19 protein-coding genes are annotated in these 19,693 nt (G+C 54.9%); 14 read left to right on the forward strand and 5 right to left on the reverse strand.

What is annotated here, in order from left to right; all coding sequences use genetic code 11:
• Positions 1-8: 8 nt before the first annotated feature.
• A complete protein-coding gene (locus tag M2418_RS11865; RefSeq protein WP_259146723.1) occupies positions 9-1,061 on the reverse strand; it encodes a polysaccharide deacetylase family protein in 1,053 nt (350 codons plus the stop codon).
• 26 nt (positions 1,062-1,087) lie between these two features.
• The gene (locus M2418_RS11870) at positions 1,088-2,293 is read right to left on the reverse strand and encodes an ATP-grasp domain-containing protein (RefSeq protein ID WP_259146726.1); all 1,206 of its coding nucleotides are present in this window, start codon (positions 2,291-2,293) and stop codon (positions 1,088-1,090) included.
• A 258-nt stretch (positions 2,294-2,551) separates the two neighbouring features.
• On the opposite strand from M2418_RS11870, the gene M2418_RS11875 reads away from it, so the two are divergent.
• The 8 genes from M2418_RS11875 (at position 2,552) to M2418_RS11910 (ending at position 10,911) form a co-directional block, all read left to right on the forward strand.
• Positions 2,552-3,376, forward strand: a complete 825-nt coding sequence (locus M2418_RS11875) for a class I fructose-bisphosphate aldolase (RefSeq protein ID WP_259146727.1) — start codon at positions 2,552-2,554, stop codon at positions 3,374-3,376.
• 27 nt (positions 3,377-3,403) lie between these two features.
• Positions 3,404-4,558 (forward strand): Gfo/Idh/MocA family protein, encoded by a 1,155-nt coding sequence (locus tag M2418_RS11880; RefSeq protein WP_259146729.1) that lies wholly within the window; start codon positions 3,404-3,406, stop codon positions 4,556-4,558.
• The gene (locus M2418_RS11885; protein ID WP_259146730.1) at positions 4,558-5,229 is read left to right on the forward strand and encodes a D-lyxose/D-mannose family sugar isomerase; all 672 of its coding nucleotides are present in this window, start codon (positions 4,558-4,560) and stop codon (positions 5,227-5,229) included. Before M2418_RS11880 ends, M2418_RS11885 begins: the two co-directional genes overlap by 1 nt.
• Entirely contained in the window at positions 5,229-6,278 is a 1,050-nt protein-coding gene (locus M2418_RS11890) for a carbohydrate kinase family protein (protein ID WP_259146731.1), read from the forward strand. Before M2418_RS11885 ends, M2418_RS11890 begins: the two co-directional genes overlap by 1 nt.
• Positions 6,279-6,343: 65 nt before the next feature.
• Positions 6,344-7,306 carry a substrate-binding domain-containing protein gene (locus tag M2418_RS11895; RefSeq protein ID WP_259146732.1) on the forward strand — a complete coding sequence of 321 codons (963 nt, stop codon included), beginning with the start codon at positions 6,344-6,346 and terminating at the stop codon, positions 7,304-7,306.
• 73 nt (positions 7,307-7,379) lie between these two features.
• On the forward strand, positions 7,380-8,882 hold the full coding sequence (locus M2418_RS11900) for a sugar ABC transporter ATP-binding protein (protein WP_259146733.1): 1,503 nt from the start codon (positions 7,380-7,382) through the stop codon (positions 8,880-8,882).
• Between the two features lie 15 nt (positions 8,883-8,897).
• Positions 8,898-9,884 (forward strand): ABC transporter permease, encoded by a 987-nt coding sequence (locus M2418_RS11905; RefSeq protein WP_192489304.1) that lies wholly within the window; start codon positions 8,898-8,900, stop codon positions 9,882-9,884.
• A 13-nt stretch (positions 9,885-9,897) separates the two neighbouring features.
• Entirely contained in the window at positions 9,898-10,911 is a 1,014-nt protein-coding gene (locus M2418_RS11910) for a hypothetical protein (protein ID WP_259146734.1), read from the forward strand.
• 19 nt (positions 10,912-10,930) lie between these two features.
• Here the strand turns inward: M2418_RS11910 and M2418_RS11915 are convergent, their stop codons facing one another.
• The 3 genes from M2418_RS11915 to M2418_RS11925 all read right to left on the reverse strand — a co-directional run bounded on the left by M2418_RS11915 (position 10,931) and on the right by M2418_RS11925 (position 13,660).
• On the reverse strand, positions 10,931-11,950 hold the full coding sequence (locus tag M2418_RS11915; RefSeq protein WP_259146736.1) for a LacI family DNA-binding transcriptional regulator: 1,020 nt from the start codon (positions 11,948-11,950) through the stop codon (positions 10,931-10,933).
• Between the two features lie 75 nt (positions 11,951-12,025).
• The gene (locus M2418_RS11920; protein ID WP_250985151.1) at positions 12,026-12,328 is read right to left on the reverse strand and encodes a DUF6522 family protein; all 303 of its coding nucleotides are present in this window, start codon (positions 12,326-12,328) and stop codon (positions 12,026-12,028) included.
• A 105-nt stretch (positions 12,329-12,433) separates the two neighbouring features.
• Positions 12,434-13,660, reverse strand: coding sequence for a Xaa-Pro peptidase family protein (locus M2418_RS11925; protein ID WP_259146739.1), 1,227 nt, complete (start codon positions 13,658-13,660; stop codon positions 12,434-12,436).
• 235 nt (positions 13,661-13,895) lie between these two features.
• Here M2418_RS11925 and M2418_RS11930 point away from each other — a divergent pair, with 235 nt between their 5' ends.
• The 6 genes from M2418_RS11930 to M2418_RS11955 all read left to right on the forward strand — a co-directional run bounded on the left by M2418_RS11930 (position 13,896) and on the right by M2418_RS11955 (position 19,632).
• Positions 13,896-15,419, forward strand: a complete 1,524-nt coding sequence (locus M2418_RS11930) for an ABC transporter substrate-binding protein (RefSeq protein ID WP_259146741.1) — start codon at positions 13,896-13,898, stop codon at positions 15,417-15,419.
• 170 nt (positions 15,420-15,589) lie between these two features.
• Positions 15,590-16,555 (forward strand): ABC transporter permease, encoded by a 966-nt coding sequence (locus M2418_RS11935; RefSeq protein WP_259147359.1) that lies wholly within the window; start codon positions 15,590-15,592, stop codon positions 16,553-16,555.
• An 11-nt stretch (positions 16,556-16,566) separates the two neighbouring features.
• Entirely contained in the window at positions 16,567-17,415 is an 849-nt protein-coding gene (locus tag M2418_RS11940; protein WP_405049422.1) for an ABC transporter permease, read from the forward strand.
• On the forward strand, positions 17,412-18,221 hold the full coding sequence (locus M2418_RS11945) for an ABC transporter ATP-binding protein (RefSeq protein WP_259146746.1): 810 nt from the start codon (positions 17,412-17,414) through the stop codon (positions 18,219-18,221). Before M2418_RS11940 ends, M2418_RS11945 begins: the two co-directional genes overlap by 4 nt.
• Entirely contained in the window at positions 18,218-18,970 is a 753-nt protein-coding gene (locus M2418_RS11950; RefSeq protein WP_259146748.1) for an ABC transporter ATP-binding protein, read from the forward strand. The genes M2418_RS11945 and M2418_RS11950 overlap by 4 nt, the downstream gene beginning before the upstream one ends.
• A gap of 62 nt (positions 18,971-19,032) precedes the next feature.
• On the forward strand, positions 19,033-19,632 hold the full coding sequence (locus M2418_RS11955) for an ANTAR domain-containing response regulator (protein ID WP_259147361.1): 600 nt from the start codon (positions 19,033-19,035) through the stop codon (positions 19,630-19,632).
• Positions 19,633-19,693: the final 61 nt, after the last annotated feature.

A 19,693-nucleotide genomic window follows, 5' to 3' on the forward strand; every position in this document is an offset into this window, starting at 1 on the left:
CCCCCCGTCTATTTTGCAATCTTGAACGGGATGCCGGACACCAGTGTTTTCACATAGCGTTTTTTCTGGAAAAGGCCGTTCAGGGAAACGCGAGGTAGAAGTCCCATGGTGTCAAGACTGGCGTTCGACAGAACACCCGGTTGCGTGGTGACGGCGACCGGGATGCCAGCACTTAGAACGGCATCCGCTTCGCGTTCTCCCGTTGCCGACTTGTAGCCGTAGGGATAAGAGAACGAGCGCGGCTTGACGCCTGTAAAGCCGTGCAATGTCGAAATTGACTGGCGGATTTCACTTTCCAGTCGTGCTTGGTCGACACGTTTCAGATTAACATGTGTCATGGTATGCGCACCCATATGCGCAAATGCATCGTCGCTTACCAGTCGGTGCAACTCATCCGTTGTCATGATGAGATTATCGACAATGCTGAGCGGATCGACGCCATACTGACGCGCTGCCGCGTCAATGCGTGCAACGGCGACATCCTCATCATTTGAGTGCACGAAGGCGGCCAGACGGTCAAACGCATCGTATTTTTGCGTTAGGCTTGCTGCTATTATGGTTTCAGTGCCTTGGCCAAAATCAAAGTCAAATTTGTCCTGTTGGCGGACCAGTGCCTCCGCGGTTTCCCACCACATGGAACGCGTGCGTTGTGTGAGGCCCGGGGATATGAATATCGTGTAGGGAACTTTGTATTTGCGGAAGATAGGCGCCGCAAACTGCGCATTGTTGCGATAGCCGTCATCCAACGTGAATGCGACAAAAGACCTGACATCTGTCGGGTCGCTCAGCAGGGCTGGCAGATCATGCAAATGTACCGGCGTGAGGTTCAATTCCAGCGCGGCGTTGATCGCCTCTTCCAGGAATTGCGGGGTGACCGAGAGAATGGCGTTCGGGCCAAAGGCGGGTGGCGCATCCGGGCGGACATGATGCAGGGTGAAAATGAGGCCCCGTCCACCTGCTTTGGGAAACAAGGCCCGAATAACCGGGATGGCAGAGACTTCGAGACCGGCCCTGATAATCTCATATTTCAGGATGCGCTTTGCGGATTTCAAAGAGAACATGGGATCGGTCCGGTTGTCTCGCGATTTTACTTCTTTGACAGGTTGAGTACTCTGCGTGTCAATACACGCCATGCGGTTAACGGCAGGTCAAGCAGGCCCGGCAGGGGATCGTTCCAGGCAAACGCCGCCACGGCGCGCACTTTGGTGAAGGAACGGATGAACGTTCCCATTCGCAGCTTGCCGCGTTTGATGAGTGTCATGGCCGCAGCAAGGTCTCGAACAGCGTAAATCCATGCTGTTCCGGGCTTTGCGGTGGCAGATACTGGTGTCTGATATCCTTGGGCGATGTTCCACATCATTGGGCCGAAATCGATACCGGCTGCGGCTGAAAGTGCGAGCCAGGCCCAGGGTCTTGGATTGACGTCGAGAATATTGAGGGTGCCGTTGAGAGCATGGCGTTTGAACTCAATTTCGACCAGACCACTAAATGTCAGGGACGAGAGTAGCTTGTGCGATGCTTCGATCAGTGCAGGTTCGCTGACGACCTCGACATAGGTGCTGGTGAAGCCGAAATCGACCGGATATTGCCGGGTGCGGCGCGCCGTGAATTCAGCCACCGCTTTTCCATCATGCCACAAGCCGACATAGGAAAACTGGCTTTCACCACCGCCAGGGATAAGTTCCTGCACAACAACATTGCGCGCACCAATTTCTCCGGCAGCATCGGTGAAACTGTCAATAAATGTCGTCTTGTCATCAGCCCTGATGACTTTTGCCTTGACGATTCGGCTGTTTCCACCACCCATATTGGGTTTCAAGATCACTGGGAATGTGGGCGCCAGCAAGTGCGCTTCTTCGGTGGATGCCAGTTCGTATGTGCGTGGATATTGCAGCCCCAGTTCCTCTGCACGCTTGTAGAGAAGAGGTTTGTCGCACAGCCATTGCAGCTCTTGCCATTGCGGTAACATGATGCGGTATTCCGCTTGCAGGATCTGTTTCTCTTGCGAGACCAGTAAAACCTCTGCGTCGCCGGCCGGCACCAAAAGACTACCTTGCAATGCGTTTTTACGAGCAAAATCCACAAGGAAGCCGGTTGCGTCCGCATGGTCCGCGCCTGGCCATCTGATCTGCTTTTGCACGAAGCGCGACCAGCCGGTGAGGGGGGAATCATTACTGATATAATGTACCTTTATGCCTGAGCGCCCGAGGCTTCTTGCCAATGCCAGTGCTCCGTGCGCTCCGCCAAGGATAACGACACCTGTCGATTGCGGTGAAATGGCTGTGCGTGGCAAGATTTTGGTCCTGAAAGGGCGCCGAACAAGAACGGCAAGGCGGGGCTGGTACGTTAGAACGATACGCCCAAATGGCAAGCAAACCCTTAATTCCTGCGGGACACACACCAATGCCGTCTGATTAGTTTCAATGGCTTCGAATTGCCTATGCTCGAATATCTGAAACAAAATGTGGAAACGTTACCACAATTTTGTTGACGCTCGCTCTTGAACCCGATAGCAAAATATGGAAACGTTACCATATTGGGAGGAACCATCATGAAGGCAGCACGCCTCAATCGTCTTTTCGGCACGTCCGGAAACTGCTTTGACGTGGCAATCGACCACGGCATGTTCAATGAGCGCACGTTCCTTGCGGGCATTGAAAACATGAAAACCGCCATTCAGGTGATTGCTGAAGCAAAACCGGATGCCATTCAGCTTCCCCCGGGCACAGCACCTCTTCTTCAGGCTATTCCAGGCAAGGAGCGTCCGGCTTTGGTGCTGCGCACTGACATTGCCAATATCTACGGCAATCCGCTGCCATCCGTTTTGTTTTCAGAAGTGATTGACCGGGCTGTCGAACAGGGCGTTGTGCTGGATGCGGCCTGCGTGGTGGTCAATCTACTGATGTTGCCGAACCAGCCTGAGGTTTACCGGGCCTGCGTGCGCAATGTGAACATTCTCAAGCGCGAATGCGAAATCTACGGCATGCCATTGATGGTTGAGCCTCTGGTCATGCAGGACAATTCCAATGGCGCTTATATGGTTGACGGCGCGATTGATAAAATCCTGCCTTTGGTACGCCAGGCTGCCGAATTGGGCGCTGATATCATCAAGGCCGATCCATGCGACAACGTTGAAGAATATCACCGCGTTATCGAGATTGCGCAGGGGCTTCCCGTGCTGGTGCGTGGCGGTGGCCGCGTCAGTGATCAGGAAATCCTGTCACGCACCAAGGTGCTGATGGAGCAGGGCGCTCGCGGCATTGTCTATGGTCGTAACGTAATCCAGCACAACAATCCCAAGGGCATGACACAGGCGCTGATGGCTATCGTTCACGACGGTGTAACTGCAGAGGAAGCGGCACGCCATCTCGGCTAACCGTGCGGTAACAAAGGGAGGAATGTTATGACGAAGATTTTCCGCTTCGGCGTTATCGGCTGCGGTCTGATGGGTCGTGAATTTGCAAGTGCGGCCGCGCGTTGGCTGCACCTGGTGGATGCGAAAGCACGACCAGAAATTGTTGCGGTGTGCGATACGAACACCACCTTGATGGACTGGTTCAGCGACAACGTACCAACCGTTCGACAGCGCACAACGGACTATAAGGAACTGCTGGCCAATCCGGATGTGGATGCCATCTATTGCGCCGTTCCGCATGTCCTGCATGCCGAATTCTACACGGATATCCTGCGGGCCAGCAAACACCTGCTCGGCGAAAAACCGTTTGGCATGGATCAGTTGCAAAACAGCGAGATCATGAAGGTTTTGAGTGAAAAGCCTGAGCTCGTGGTGCGTTGCTCGTCTGAAATGCCGTTTTTTCCCGGTGCGCAGAAAGTCATTGAGCTGGCGCGTAGTGGCGAGATGGGTGAGATCCTGGAAGTCGAAGCAGGCTTCCTGCATGCTTCCGACATTGATCGGCAAAAGCCGATCAACTGGAAGCGTATGGAACACATCAACGGCGCCTACGGCTGCATGGGTGATCTTGGCATGCACGTGTTGCATGTGCCGCTGCGTCTCGGCTGGCGCCCTTCCACCCTTCACGCGCAATTGGTGAAGAAGGTAACGGAACGTCCAGACGGCAAGGGCGGCGTTGCACCCTGCACCACCTGGGACAATGCGACCATCAGCGCTCGTGTCACGACGCAGGATCAGGACTTTCCCATGGTGCTGAAAACCTGGCGTATTGCGCCCGGTGAATCCAACACCTGGTATATCCGCATTCTCGGTATGAAAAAGAGCGCCTATTTCAGCACCAAGTCTCCACGCCAGTGGCAGTGGATGGACTATAGTGGCGCCAGCCAGGCCTGGAGCACCGAAGATCTCGGATATGGTTCGCTTTTCCCTGCGATAACAGGCAAGATTTTCGAATTCGGTTTTGCCGATGCCATCCAGCAAATGTGGGCCGCATTCGTTGACGAATTGGCGGGTGGTAATGGTAGAGGTTTCCATTGCGCGACACCGAAGGAAGCCGCTGCACATCATGCTGTGTTGACGGCGGCCTTGCAGTCTGGCCGCGAAAATCGCGTTGTTTCCGTCAATTATGCTGAGGGGGCGTCCTGATGAAGCGCTCCGAAATAAACACGGCCCTCAAATTTGCCGTCGAGATGCTGGATAACTGGAAATGGTCGCTTCCGGTGTGGGGTGACTGGACTGGTGAAACACTTGCAGCGAGACCCGAAGATGCTGCTTATCTGCGTGCCCACCAATTGGGCTGGGATGTGACAGACTTTGGCAGCGGCAAGTTTGCCGAGTGTGGTCTTGTGCTTTTTTGCCTGCGCAACGGCATCATTGGGCAGGCAGAGGAACGCACCTACGCTGAAAAACTGCTGTTCGTTGCCGAAGGGCAAATGACGCCCGCACATCTTCACAAAGCCAAGATGGAAGACATCATCAATCGTGGCGGCGGTACGCTGGTGATCGAGTTCTGTGCTGCGAATGAAGATGGTACGTCGAGCAGTGAGGATGTTGTTGTGCTAGTTGACGGCCTGCCACAGCTGTTGGCGCAGTGGGAAGAGCTTGAGCTGTCTCCCGGACAGAGCGTGACGATCCATCCTGGCCTTTACCACCGGTTCTACGGCAAGGCAGGTGACGGACCGGTGCTGGTCGGCGAGGTCAGCCAGGTCAATGATGACCGCAACGACAACTTCTTCCTTGAACCGATTGGACGCTTTGCGGACATTGAGGAGGACGAGCCACCCTTCCGGCCTCTCTGGAATGAAGGGGGCGGCTGATGTCTTTGGGGGAGGAGACAAAAGGCGGACATTCTGGAGGTATTGTCTGCGCCGGAAATTTCATCGTGGACCGCGTCCATGCTCTGTCCTATTGGCCGGAGCAGGGTAATCTCACGCACATCTTGCATCAAGACATCGGCGTTGGTGGCGGAGCCGCCAATGTTGTCACTGATCTTGCTTCGCTTGGTTTTCCCGGCGGGCTTTCTGCAGCCGGCTGCCTTGGTGATGATGCTGATGGCTTGTTTGTCCGCGAACGTCTTGCACAACACGGCATCGATGTTTCAGGCATGGTGTCGTCAGGTGAAGCTGCCACAGCCCATACCCATGTGATGACGGTTCCTGGGCAAAGCCGGACCTTCTTCTACCATGGGGGTGCCAATGATGACATGACGCAGGCGTCAATCAACATGGCATCCTATGCCCAACAGGGGTATCGCCTTTTTTATCTGGGCTATCTCATGTTGCTGCCGGGGTTGGACAAGCTTGATGGTGACGGTCGCTCCGGTGCCAGTCATCTGCTGGAAGCTGCGCAAAAGGCCGGATTGTTGACCTGTGTGGATTTCGTTTCCAGCGAGGACCCTGCCTTCCAGCGTCAGGTTGGCGTTGCTTTGCCCTATTGCGATTACGTTATCATAAACGAGATCGAAGCCGGTCGGGCGACGGGAATTGCCGTTCGTGACGGTCAAGGCAAGTTGCTCGCTGATGCCGTTCACAAGGCTGGCACCAGTTTGCTGGCTGGTGGCGTGCGGCGTGGCGCAATCATCCATGCACCAGAGCTTTCTTTATGGCTTGAGCGTGGATGCGAGGCGATCACAACCCACTCGCTTCCGGTCGCAGTAGAAGATATCGTTAGCCCGGTCGGTGCCGGAGATGCTTTCTGTGCCGCTGTTCTTTACGGCCTGCATGAGGGCTGGCCCTCTGCCAGAATTGCCGTTGTCGCGCATCGCGCAGCGGCCCATTGTCTCGGTGGCGCAACCGCCACCGATGGAATTCCGCATATGTCCGTTCTCGTTGAGGAAACAAAGGAGACGAGACCGGCATTCGGCTAAATCCCGGTTTTTCGCAGAAGGAGTATGCGAAGGCCGGTACCATCAACACAAGGGAGGAGAATAGCATGAAGGCATATCTTAAAGCCGCGGCGTTGGGTTTGATTACATCTGTCAGCATGGCGCCAATGCTGGCACAGGCTGCCGACAAACCGGTGGTGGCAAGCATCGTGTTCCAGGGCGACCAGTTCATGAAATCCCTGCAGGCCGGGATGCGCAGTGCAGCTGAAAAAGCCGGTGCGGAAATTCTTGAAATCAATATCGATGGCGATCAGGCCAAGGAAACGCAGGCGATCGATACCTATATCGCCCGCAAGGTGAATGCGATCGTCATTGCTCCTGTGTCTGCCAAGAACTCGGCCGCAGCTCTGAAGCGCGCCCGTGACGCAGGCATCGTCGTAGTCGCCGTCAACGGTGGCCTGACCGATGCCGGTATTGCACAGGCAACCTTCTCGACCTCAAACAAGGATCTTGGCATTTCCACCGGCAAGGCGGCAGGCAAATTCATCACTGAAACTCTGGGCGGTAAGGCAAAGGTTGCCATTTTGGGCTTCAAGTCGCTGCTGCCGGAACAAAGTGGTGAGCGCACAGGAGGCTTCAAGGAAGCTGCAGCTGAAGGCAATACCGTTGATGTCGTGACCGAACAGGACGCATGGCTTCCGGAAAAGGCAGTGTCTGTCGCCACCGACATTCTCACTGCCAACCCTGACGTCAATGTGGTCTACGCGGCCAATGAAGGTGGTACGATTGGTGCCATGCAGGCTGTGCGCAATGCTGGAAAGGCTGGTTCCGTTTATGTCTTCGGTATCGACGGTTCCGAACAGCTTGCCAAAGGCTTGATGGCCAATGACAATGTTCTGCAGGCCGTTACGGCGCAGTCTCCATTCGACATGGGCGCACAGGGTGTCGATGCCGCTCTTTCCATTCTTAAGGGCGACAAGGTGGCTGAACAGACGACCGTTCCGGCTCTGCTGCTGTCACGCGCTGATCCTGACGGCGTGAAGGCCTTTGCCGAAAGCCTCAAGAAGTAAGGAAACGCGCACGGCATAATCAATTTATGCCGTGCGTATTCTCCCACCCTCCAGACAACATAACGGAGAACGTATGTCTTCCGTCCTCGAATTGCGTGGCCTCACCAAGCATTATGGCCGGGTGACGGCGCTCGACGACTTCAACCACTCCTTTGAACCGGGGAAGGTTCACGCCCTGCTTGGTAAAAACGGTTCAGGTAAAAGCACCTTCATCAAGATGATGTCCGGTGCCACCGAACCGACAAAGGGCGAGATCCTTCTGAATGGTGAAGTATGCCGCTTTTCGCGCCCATCGGACGCGCTGGAAGCGGGTATTGTCACGGTTTATCAGGAACTAAGCCTTGTGCCACATTTGAGTGTGGCCGAGAACATCTTCATGGGACGTTTGCCCAAGCGCAAAGGCACGCCGTTTATTGACTGGCCTGCGTTGCGCAAGTGTGCGGCCCAACTGCTCAATGATATGGGGGCGGGTGACATTGATCCGGATATTCCCGCTGGTGCCTTATCCGTCGGACGCCAGCAGGTGGTGGAAATCGTCAAGGCGATGTCGTTCAAACCGATTGTACTGCAATTGGACGAACCGACCTCGGCGCTGGCCCAGGCTGAAGTCAAACAATTGTTTGAACTTGTCCGGCGTCTGCGGGATCGCGGTGTGACGATCATCTATATCTCGCATAGACTGGCAGAACTGACCGAGATTGCCGACACGGTTACAGCGCTGCGGGATGGTGTTTTCACGGGCTCCTGCTCGATTGAGGAGGCGACACCTGCGGTCATTCTTGAAATGATGTTTGGGGAAATCCAGCCGGTTCATCGCCCGTTGCACCCCAAAGAGCGGACCAAACCAATCCTTTCGGTGCGCAACCTGTCGCTTGCCCCATTGCTAAAAGACATTTCCTTCGACCTTTACCCCGGTGAAGTGGTCGGTATTGCGGGAATGCTCGGTTCGGGCAGAACGGAGCTTTTGCGGGCGATCTACGGCGCAGGACCGCATGATGCGGGTGAAATTGTCGTTGATGGCAAAACCGTTTCGAATGTCTCCATCCCTGTCATGAAAGCATTTGGTATCGGCTACACCTCCGAAGACCGCAAGCATGGAGGACTGGCGCAAATTCTGTCCAGTCATGCAAACCTGTGTCTTGCCGCCATGCAACGCATTGGCAAACTCGGTTTCATAACCACCGGTCGCGAAGACCCTTATGTCAAACGGCAGATCGACAATTTGCTGATCAAGGTTGGCGACCCATCCTTGCCCGTGTCGAGCCTTTCTGGCGGCAACCAGCAGAAAATCGTTGTCGGCAACTGGCTGAATGACGATCCTCGCATACTGCTTTTTGACGAGCCGGGGCGCGGCGTTGACGTGCTGGCCAAACAGCAGATCTACAACATCATCTGGGAACAGGCGACGCGCGGCCTTGCCAGTATTGTGGTCTCCACCGAACTGGAAGATCTGGTCGAATGCTGTGACCGCATCCTCATCTTGCGCGACGGCGTTATCGCCGACGAATTCGTCAATGAGAAGCTTGATCCCAAAACCCTCTATGCCGCCTGCATGGTCCGGCACCAAACCCATTGAATTCAGGAGATTTCCATGACGCTTTCCGGCGGAAAAATCGGAACCTTCGCACGGCGGAACTCCATGCTGATCATCCTCATCGGCCTTTACGTGCTGGTGGCGTTCACCGCACGGGGGTTCATGTCGCTTGATAACCAACTCAATATTTTGCGCACCATCGCCGTGCCTGGCATGATCGCATTTGGCATGACACTGCTGATCATTGTTGGTGAAATCGACCTTTCAGTCGGCTCCATGGTGGCGGCCTCGTCATGTCTTGTCGCGTGGCTGGTGTCATGGATATCAGGCGGTGACTTTGAGCCCGCCATATGGGTCGTTATTGCGGCCTTTGCACTGACATTCGCTTTCGGCGCCGGCATCGGCATCTTTAATGGCTGGTTGAGAAACCGCTTCATGGTGCCGACCTTTATTTCTTCGCTCGCGATGATGGCAACGCTTGCCGGTTTGGCCAATCTGATCACCGACGGAACACCGATCGAGTCCTTCCCGTCATGGTATTATTTCATCGGAAGCGGACGCATATTCCACGTTCCGGTGCCGGTATATCTGCTGTTGATTGCCTTTATTATCGCTTACGTTCTGGCCAATTACACCAGCTTTGGACGTTCGGTCTACGCCATCGGTGGTAATGCGGAGGCAGCGCGCCTTTCAGGTCTTGCTGTGAGCCGCACCCGCACCTTGTGCATGATCATCACCAGCCTTTTTGCTGTCACGGGTGGCATCGTTTATTCGTCGCTTCTCAATTCCGGCAATCCGACCATTGCTAAAGGCATGGAATTGGAGGTCATCTCTGCTGTCATCATCGGCGGTGTCAGCCTGTTTGGGGGCAAAGGATCGATATGGGGAGCCTTTGTTGGCGTGTTGTTTTTAGGTGTGCTTTTGAACGCTATGACGTTGTGGGGCTTTAACCCCTACGCGCAGCAGGTGGTTCGTGGCGCACTGATCCTTGGCGCTGTATTCATTAATCTGATCATCGATCGCCCACATGCCGGCCATGGCTGAGGAAGACAAGCACATGCAAAATTTGTCGATGTTATGGGATCGGGGTGAGGCAGCACTGCAAAGTCTGGGCGGCATGCTGGGACCGGTGTCTTTTATCCTCGAGGATGGGCGGTCAGTGTCGCCGTTGCATGTTGCTCCCTGGGCAAATGAGGATATGGCCGATCAACCGGCCATCCTTCAGCGTTTGCGCGGTGAATGGCCTTGCGTGCCATTTGGTGCGGTTCCGGATCGACCACTTCCCGAACGCTGGCGCGAGGCGCAAGGACGCGCCGTCATCTCTGATCCTGCATTCGAGGATCCACATGGCTTTGGTTCAAACCACCATTGGGCCATCTCGGCTGGCGGTGATGGTGAGCTTGTTGCGGAAATTGAATATCCTCGGGAAAGCGTGATCAAATCCCTGCAACGGCGTATTGTAGCTGTGACCGGTAAAGCGGGGCTCGAATTTGAGCTGACGATCACGGCGCGGCGCGATTGCGAGATACCGATTGGCCTGCATCCCTGTTTTGCTTTGCCGGAAACGCCTGGTGCCATCAGGCTTCACACCGGTCCGCACAGTGGTGTGTGGACACACCCTCTGGATGAACGCCAGCCATTGTCGCGTTTTGCAGAGGATCAATGTTTCACAAACCTGTCCGCTTTGAAGAGCCGCGACGGCGATGAGGTCGATGCCACCGCTTTGCCATTTGCCGGGCAATCCGAAAATCTTCTTCTGGTAACGGGCATTGAAGGGCGGTTGGCTCTCGACAATCTTGAGCAGAATTATTGCACCGTTCTTGAATGGGATCGTGAAATCTTCCCGAGCCTGATGTTGTGGATTTCCAATCGCGGCCGCAGCCAGCGCCCGTGGCTCAACAGACATCTGGCACTCGGGGCAGAGCCGGTGAGGGCGGCGTTCGATCTGGGGGTCGGCATTTCAGTGGCCTCAAATCCGCTCAATCAGGCTGGTGTGCCAACAGCGTGGCGTTTTACGGCCGGTGAGAGCCTGACGACACGTTATTCGATTTCAGCTTCTGTTCTGTCGTGACCGCAATATTGCCACCGGGTTAAAGCCGTGCAGGCCCGGTGGATTCACGCTTAACCAGCGTAACCGGCAAGCGCAGCACTCCCATGGCTGGAAGGTCCTTTTCCTTGCGGTGTGCATCAATCAATTTTTCCAGCCGCTCGACAGCCTGCAGACCAACCTCACGAATGGGCTGTGCAATAGTGGTAAGGCGCGGCAACATGTGCGACGCTTCCGGCAAATCATCAAAGCCGATTACCGAGTAATCCTGCGGCACAGAGTGCCCCTGATGATGAATGGCATGAATGGCGGCAATCGCGGCAATATCGGTTGTCCCAATCAGCCCCGTTACGTCGGGGCAGTCGCGTAAAAGCTGTTGCGCCATTTCGTGGATTTCCGCAAAGCGATGTTCCTCGCCGATTGCTTCCTTGGCGGGCGCAAGTCCGTGAGCGGCAAGTTCCTGGCGAACACCTTCAAGGCGCAGTTGAATAGGCTGGCTGTGACCGGGTGCGCCGATGACGGCGACTTTGCGGTGGCCAAGGTCGAGAAGATGTTTCGCCATCATGCGTCCACCCTCGATATGGTCAGCCATAACAGCATCTTTGGAAATGCCGCTCATTTCGCGGTCAATTCCGACGATTGGAATTTGTGTACTGGCGAGAGAACGGAAATGCGACAGGTCGCCAAAGGCGCTTGCAACGATGACGCCATCGACACGCTGCGACAACAGCATGGAAATGTAGCGTTCTTCATGTTCACGGTTTTCAGCGGTGCTGCAAATCAGCGTCTGATAGCCCCGTTCAAAAAGCTGTTGTTCGATGCTGTGGGCAAGAATACCAAAAAACGGCAGATCGATTGATGGCAACAGCAAACCAATCATGCGGCTTGGTTCGCCGCGCAACATGCGCGCCCCCTTGCTCGGCGTGTAGTTGAGTTCCTTGATTGCCGCTTCGACCTTTTCACGCACATCTGCGGACGTGTAGCCGCTGTTGTTCAGCACGCGCGAGACTGAGGTAACGGAGGTTCCCGCCAATTTGGCAATGGTTCTAATGCTTGTTTTCACGTCGATGGGTTCCATACCCAGAGGGTATAAAGTCAATACTTGGAAAAGGCGATGTTCACAAGTTTTATCAGTGCCTTATCGTGACTGAGGTGACACGAAACGGATGGTCTCGTCATGTAATTCGCCATCGATCCCCAGTATGGCCCGCCACTGCCGGTTGCCACACCGCAAGGTAAGCCGCCAAGTGTTGGCGTCAGTGTCGCGACCTTCCTCGACCAGGCTGTGAACGAGGTTGCGCCGCATCAAGTCGCGCACGGCATTTTCCTGCAGGCCGAAGCGGCTGGCAATGAATTCTGCATCGAGAATGAAGTTTCCGTCTTCATCGCGCTTTGCAGAAGGGGCTTTTTTGTCAGGTGATACTGTTGGAGGCTGGCTCATGGTGGCTGGTGATTTCCGCACAAATGGCGTTGGGTGCTTGCCGTTGAAGATAATGCGCAGATGCGTGATGCGCCAGTGACCGACTGACGCATCAATTCCTGAATTTCAAACGATCGATACGAGCTCGCGAGAAAGACGGTTCATGGTTTCTGCGCCAGTGGATGTGATCAGGAATTGCTCCTCAATCATCAGGGCACCCAGGCCATTGGCATAAAATGGCGCTTCCAGTGCCAGCACCATATTGGGTTCTATGGTGATGTCATTGCCATGTGAAATAAATGGCCATTCTTCGATGCCAACTGCGGCGCCAACCGAGTGGCCGAAATGGCCGCGATAATATTCTTCAAAGCCGAGCTTGCGCATGTTTGCCAACATGACTGCGTGGACCTGGCCGAATGTATTGCCGGGTTTGAGTGCGTCCACCCCGATAAGAAACGTTTCAAGCAACGCCTTGTAGACTTCGCTGGCGAGTGGTGAGGGCTGACCAAAGACGAATGTTCGCGCTCCATCGGATGAGTATCCGCCGACGAGCGTACCGACATCGGCCTTTATCAGGTCGCCGTCTTTAACAGTTGCTGCCATGTTTTGCAGATCTGCGCCGATGGAGATGTAATCCCAGTGTCCTGAAAGAACCCCACCATTTGCGATCGCTGCTTCTGTCGCACCTGTGAGCCATGCGGTGGACAAATCCTTGAGGCTGGAGCCAGATTTTGCTGACTTTGCCAGCAGTTGCAGCCCGGCTTCCGCATAGGATGCAGCATTGCGCAAACGCTGGATTTCAGGGGGATTCTTGATCATCCGCAGCCGTTTGACGATGCCGGACGCGTCCTGCCAGTTGACTGTCGGGATCGTCTTTTTCAGTTTCGCAAAATCGGCTGCGGGCATGAACTCGAGATCGACACCGAGGCGTGCATGATCGAGACCACGCTCCTTTATGATGTCGGCCAGCAGTTGAAAACATGCCTGTTGGTCAAAGGTTTCAGGCCTCGGCCCAATATTATTGCTGTTGCGATAGGCCGCATTGATGTCTGAAACGGAGGCCGTCTCATGAAGAGACACGGCATCGATCCAGATGCGGTGTGAACGCAGATCGATCGATTGGCGCAAATTGCCTGTACCGGCATAAACATGGTCGCTGACGACTGCGGCGAGCCTCGATGTGCTGTTGGCCGGGACCAGTGCGATAGCCGAGCCCGCACGCCCCCACATGGTGGCAACGCCCGCGCTTATGCCGGTCGCATAACGGAAGGTTTCCGGCTGGAATAAAACCATGCCGTCCAGCCCCTCGGCGCCCAGCAGTTGCTGCGCCCGTTTGCGATCCATATCCGCCATAATGTCCTCTTGTCGTCGATTCCAGATGTGATGGATTGAAGTTTATCCTGTCCGACGAAAACATGCTTCTGTCAATTCAGCAAAAAATCTCTACGTAGCGATCCTTTGTCGAGATAAATTTCTATAAAACAATTATAAATAGTTGTTCCGGCAGATATCGATCCTATCTGCGTGATTGTATAATCTCTGTCGACGGCAAGCCACAACAGGCAGCAATTTCGAACAGGAGAATGACATGAGCGGTTTCAAAACCCGCAACGGCACCATGAAACACACCAACCGGGCTGTAACGACCGCACTTGCGATCGTGCTTGGAGCCGGCGTGTTCACCCATGCGTTTGCTGCTGAAAACAATCCGGATGCCACAATCAATATCGGTTCGCTCTATGAGCCGCAAAACCTTGATAACACCGCCGGTGCCGGTCAGGGTATCAACGAAGCCTTTAATGGCAACGTTTATGAAGCGCTTTTCCGCCTTGATGATGATGGCTCCGTACAGCCCGCCCTGTCGAAAGAGTTCACTGCAAGCGAAGATGGTTTGACATACACCTTCAAACTTCAGCCTGGTGTGACCTTCCATTCGGGTGCGCCGCTGACCTCGAAGGACGTCAAGTTCTCTATTGAGCGCGTTGCTGCGCCGGAATCGAAAAGCTCGCGCAAGAACAGCCTGAAGACAATTGCCGGTATCGAAACCCCTGACGACGAGACTGTTGTCATCAAGCTCTCGTCCCGGTCGATCTCGCTGCCATACAATCTCAGCTATGTCTGGATCGTCAATGACGAGGCAACCGATCTACAGGCGAAAGAAGACGGTACCGGTCCATATGCGCTCGAAGATTGGCGTCGTGGTTCGTCGCTGGCCATCAAGCGCTTTGACAAATACTGGGGTGAAAAGCCGAAAAATGGCGAAGTTGTTTTTCAGTATTTCACCGAAGCAACTGCGCTGAACAATGCGCTGCTGACCGGTTCGGTTGATGTGATCACCTCGGTGCAGAGCCCGGATTCTCTGGCGCAGTTCAAGGATAATCCTGAATTTACCGTCAGCGAAGGCAAGTCCACCACCAAGCTTCTCCTTGCGTATAATGACCGCGTTGCACCATTCGACAACGTCAAGGTTCGCAAGGCGCTCGCCCGCGCAATTGATGATGAAAAGCTGCTCAAGGCCGTTTGGGGTGATTATGGTACTCTGATCGGTTCCTTCGTGCCGCCAACAGATCCATGGTATGTCGATCTGACCAAGGTCGACGCCTACAATCCTGAAAGCGCCAAGGAATTGCTGAAGGAAGCCGGTTATCCCGATGGCTTCACCTTCACAATCGACACGCCGAACTACGACCCGCATCCGATTGCTGCCCAGTTTATCCAGAGCGAACTGGCCAAGGTGGGCGTGAAGGTCAACATCAACATCATCACCGCCAATGAGTGGTACACGAAAATCTACAAGGCGCATGATTTCCAGGCGACCCTGCAGGAGCACGTGAACCACCGCGATATCGTGTTCTACGGTAACCCGGACTTCTACTGGGGTTATAACAACCCTCAGGTTGTTGATCTGATCAAGCAGGCGGAAGCCAGTGCGACGACCGATGAGCAGACTGCAAAACTGACCGAAGCAAACAAGATCATTGCCGAAGATGCAGCCAGCAACTGGTTCTATCTCTATCCACAGATCGTTGTTTCGAAAAAATCGGTCGGCGGTTATTCGCTGAACGGATTGAACTCGCAGTTCTTCGCTTACGACATCACCAAAGCCGAATAAGCAGAGAAACTCTTTACTCGACACGGAACGCCGCCCGAATTATTTTCCGGCGGCGTTGCTGCGTTTGCTGTAATCCGTTGATCTTGTATGAAATGGTCAGCAGCAAACTGTGAAATGTCAGCCGATGAGCGGACCGGAAGTCGGTAGCTCATGCTTGAGAGGTAAGCGTCATTTTTTCCTATCTTGTTCGCCGCTCGGCCATTCTGGTCCTGTCGGTCGTTATCGCTTCTCTCGTCCTGTTTCTTTTGCTGCGGCTGCTGCCCGGCGATCCTGCCAATGCGCTTGTTTCTGTCGGTGCCGATGCCGCGCAGATTGAGGCCGCACGCCGGCAAGTTGGTTCCGATCTGCCACTTTATGAGCAGTTTTTACGCTTTATCAGCAGCCTTGCGCGCTTTGACCTTGGAAAGTCATTCGTCAGTGGCGCGCCTGTACTGTCTGAAATTGGCAAGCGGTTGATCGTGACCGTGCCGCTGACGCTGATGGCGTTTTTTGTGGCAATCGCGATTGCTGTTCCGCTCGGGATTTTGTCGGTGGTGCGCCAGAACCGCTGGTATGGGACGGTGATATCAGTCGTTTCACAGCTCGGTATCGCGGTTCCGGTCTTCTGGATCGGCATCCTGCTGGTCGGCATTTTTGCGGTTAACCTACGGCTGTTTCCATCGGGCGGCTTTCCGTCTCGTGGGTGGCAAACCGCGCCTGCCGCATTTCAATCCCTCGTGCTTCCCGTCGCGACCATCGCCATCGTCATGTCAGCCTCGTTGATCCGCTATGTGCGCTCTGCGACGCAGGATGTGCTGGGCAGTGATTATCTGCGCACCGCACGCGCGCTCGGCGCGACGTTTTCTCAGGCGCTAATCCGCCACGGAATTCGAAACGGCGCGGTGCCGGTCATTTCCATTATCGGTATCGAACTGGCGTCCACATTGCTTGGCGCTGTGGTGGTTGAGCGGGTGTTTTCGCTTCCCGGCCTCGGCTCCATGCTGCTTTTGGGCATTGAACAGCGCGACTATCCGAATGTTCAGGGCGTGCTTTTTATCTCGACACTGCTGGTGCTGCTTGTCGGTTTTGCGGCTGATCTGGCGCAACGAATTATCGACCCGCGATTGCGCAATCGTGTAGCAGGAGGTGGCGCATGAGCGATCATCATATGACCCTTCCTGTGGAGACAACCGAAGGGAAGACAAAACTGCCATTGCCGCTGCTGATTGGTGGTCTGTTTGTCGGGTTGCATCTGGCAATTGCGCTTCTGTCACTGTTTTGGACACCTTACGGTGTTAGTGACATGGTCGGTGGGAGGCTTGAAGGTCCATCGCTCATTCATTGGGCGGGAACGGACAGGCTGGGCCGCGACCTGATGACACAAATCATGATTGGCTCGCGGATCGCTCTGATTGTCGGCTGTGGTGCGGTTGCCATCAGTGCATTGATCGGCGTGACGATTGGCATACTCTCGGCATTTGCAACGCAGACACTGGATGATGTGCTGGCCGCGACGCTTGATATTCTGATTGCCTTTCCGACACTGCTTCTGGCCATGCTGATTGTCGCCTCAAGCGATGGAGCAAGCCTTTGGACTGCAATCCTTGCCATCGGTATTGCCGGTTCTGCCATTGTCGCCAGACTGACCCGCATTCTGGCAAAGCGTGTCTTGGCGATGGATTACATAACGGCCTCCAGAATATCTGGAACCTCGTGGCTGGGCATCGTTCGTATTCACGTCCTTCCCAACATCTGGCCGACATTGATCGTCAATTTTGCCTTGCAATTCGGCTTGGCCGTCATTGCGGAGGCGTCGCTTTCCTATCTTGGACTTGGCGCGCCACCCCCCAATGCATCGTGGGGCAGATTGCTGCAGGAAGCACAGGCATCCGTTTATACAGCACCTTTTGGTGCCATTGCTCCGGGTCTTGCTCTGGTGTCTCTGGTGATTGGGTTGAACTTGTTTGCCGATGGCCTGCGTGATGCGGCAGATCCAACACGCAGGAGACAGAGATGAGCGTTTTGCTGTCGGTTGAAAATCTTGACATCGAAACCGCAGGCCGCAAGCTGGTTTCCGGCATCTCCTTCTCGATCTCACAGGGTGAACGGGTTGGACTTATTGGTGAGTCCGGCTCGGGCAAATCATTGACGGCGCTTGCTGCTATGGGCCTGCTGACCGACGCCATGCGAGCAAGCGGCTCCATCATCCTCGATGGACAGCAGGTGATCGGGGCGAAAGACCGTGATCTCGTGCCTTTGCGCGGCAACAGCGTGGCGGCTGTATTTCAGGAGCCGATGACAGCGCTTGATCCATTGATGCGAATTGGTGACCAAGTCGCAGAGGTCGTATCTCGCCGTGCTTTACGCGATGGGCAGAGAGCTTCGAAGGCCGAGATTCACAAACGGGTTGTGGCGTTGCTGGAGCGCGTTGCATTGCCGGATCCGGAGCGGATTGCCGCGTCATGGCCGCATGAAATCTCCGGCGGCCAACGGCAGCGTGCGGCGATCGCAATGGCCTTGGCCTGCCGCCCCAAGCTGCTGATTGCGGATGAACCGACAACTGCACTTGATGTCACAACGCAGGCCGAAATTCTGAAACTGCTTGAGGCGCTCGTGCGGGATGAAGGCATGGGGCTGCTGTTTATCAGTCACGACTTGCCAGTTGTTGCGACGGTAACAGAACGCGCACTTGTTTTGCGGCAAGGAGAGTTGATTGAGCAAGGACCGGTAGGATCCCTGTTTTCCCAACCCGCGCATCCTTATACGCAGGGGTTGGTTGCCGCTGCCCGTGCCTTTGATAAGGCGTTGGAGATTGCGTCATGAGCCTGCTGAATTTGTCCAATGTGTCGTTTTCCTACACCGCAGGAAAACCGGTGTTGCATGATATCAACCTGACGCTGGCGGCTGGCAGCAATCTGGGAATTGTTGGCGAATCCGGTTCAGGTAAGACAACCATGCTGAAGCTGTTGCTTGGGCTTCAGCGAGCGTCTGCTGGACAGGTTTCTTTCCGCGGAGAGGCGCTTGATATTAAAAATAGCGGTTTCATGCGTGGCTTTCGTCGCAGCGTGCAGGCCGTGTTTCAGGATCCCTATTCGTCGCTTGATCCTCGTCAGCGTGTGTTCGACATTATTGCCGAACCACTGCGTTCTCTCAAAATCGAAACAGATATCATGCAGGCTGTGTCGCAGGCTCTGGCAGCGGTTGACCTGGCTGCGGATGCGCTCAGACGTTATCCTCATGAATTTTCCGGTGGTCAGCGTCAACGTATTGCGATTGCCCGTGCGATTGTCTCAAGCCCCGATCTCATCATTGCTGACGAAGTGGTCAGTGCCCTCGATCTTTCCACGCGCGCACGTATCATCGAGTTGTTGCGGGACCTGTCAAAACGCATGACTTTTGTTGTGGTGTCGCATGATATTGCACTCGTTTCCATGCTTTGCGACAGGTTGATCGTGCTTGAAAAGGGCAAGATCGTGGAGCAGGGCGCGACACGCGATATCCTCGCCAACCCTTCCCATCTCTACACTCAGAAACTACTTGCTAGCACGCCCCGCATGCCAAGGGCCGGCTGAACATTCTCATCAATCCCCTGAACTCGAATGATGGGGGATTGCGCAAGGTGCTGCGCTGCGTCATGAATTGCGCCATGATGCACCCGGACCTCACGATCCTCGTTATTGATGAAAACGCTATCCGTGCTTCCATTATCGAGGAAGGCTTGCGGGAGGCAGGGCACAGCCGTGTCACTGTGATTCATGAGGTTCACGGTGTCGCGCGTACCATCGAGACGCTCTGTCCGGATGTTATCGTTATCGATATTGAAAACCCGAACCGCGACATGATGGAGCATCTGTTCCAGTTGACCCGGACAGTTGGCCGGCCAATTGCCATGTTTGTGGACCGCTCTGACACAGCCTCGATTGAGGCGGCTGTTGAAGCGGGTGTTTCCGCCTATATTGTTGATGGATTGAAGAAGGAGCGGGTTAAGCCGATCCTCGATATGGCAGTCAGTCGCTTTAATGCGTTTAGCCGCCTGCAGCGTGAACTGGCGGAGGCGAGATCGGCGCTGGAAGAGCGCAAGATTGTTGAGCGCGCCAAGGGCATCTTGATGAAAATGCGTGGTTTGTCCGAAGAGGAAGCTTTTGCGTTACTGCGCCAGACCGCCATGAACGAAAAGAAAAAACTGTCTGAAATTGCGCAAAGCGTGGTGACGGCTGCCGGTTTGCTGATGTAACGCCCGCAGGAGAATTGACCTCGGGCGTCACGCGCACACTGACGGTAGATGTGGAGTGAAT

The organism is Rhizobium sp. BIGb0125 (assembly GCF_024810055.1).
GTDB lineage: Bacteria > Pseudomonadota > Alphaproteobacteria > Rhizobiales > Rhizobiaceae > Agrobacterium.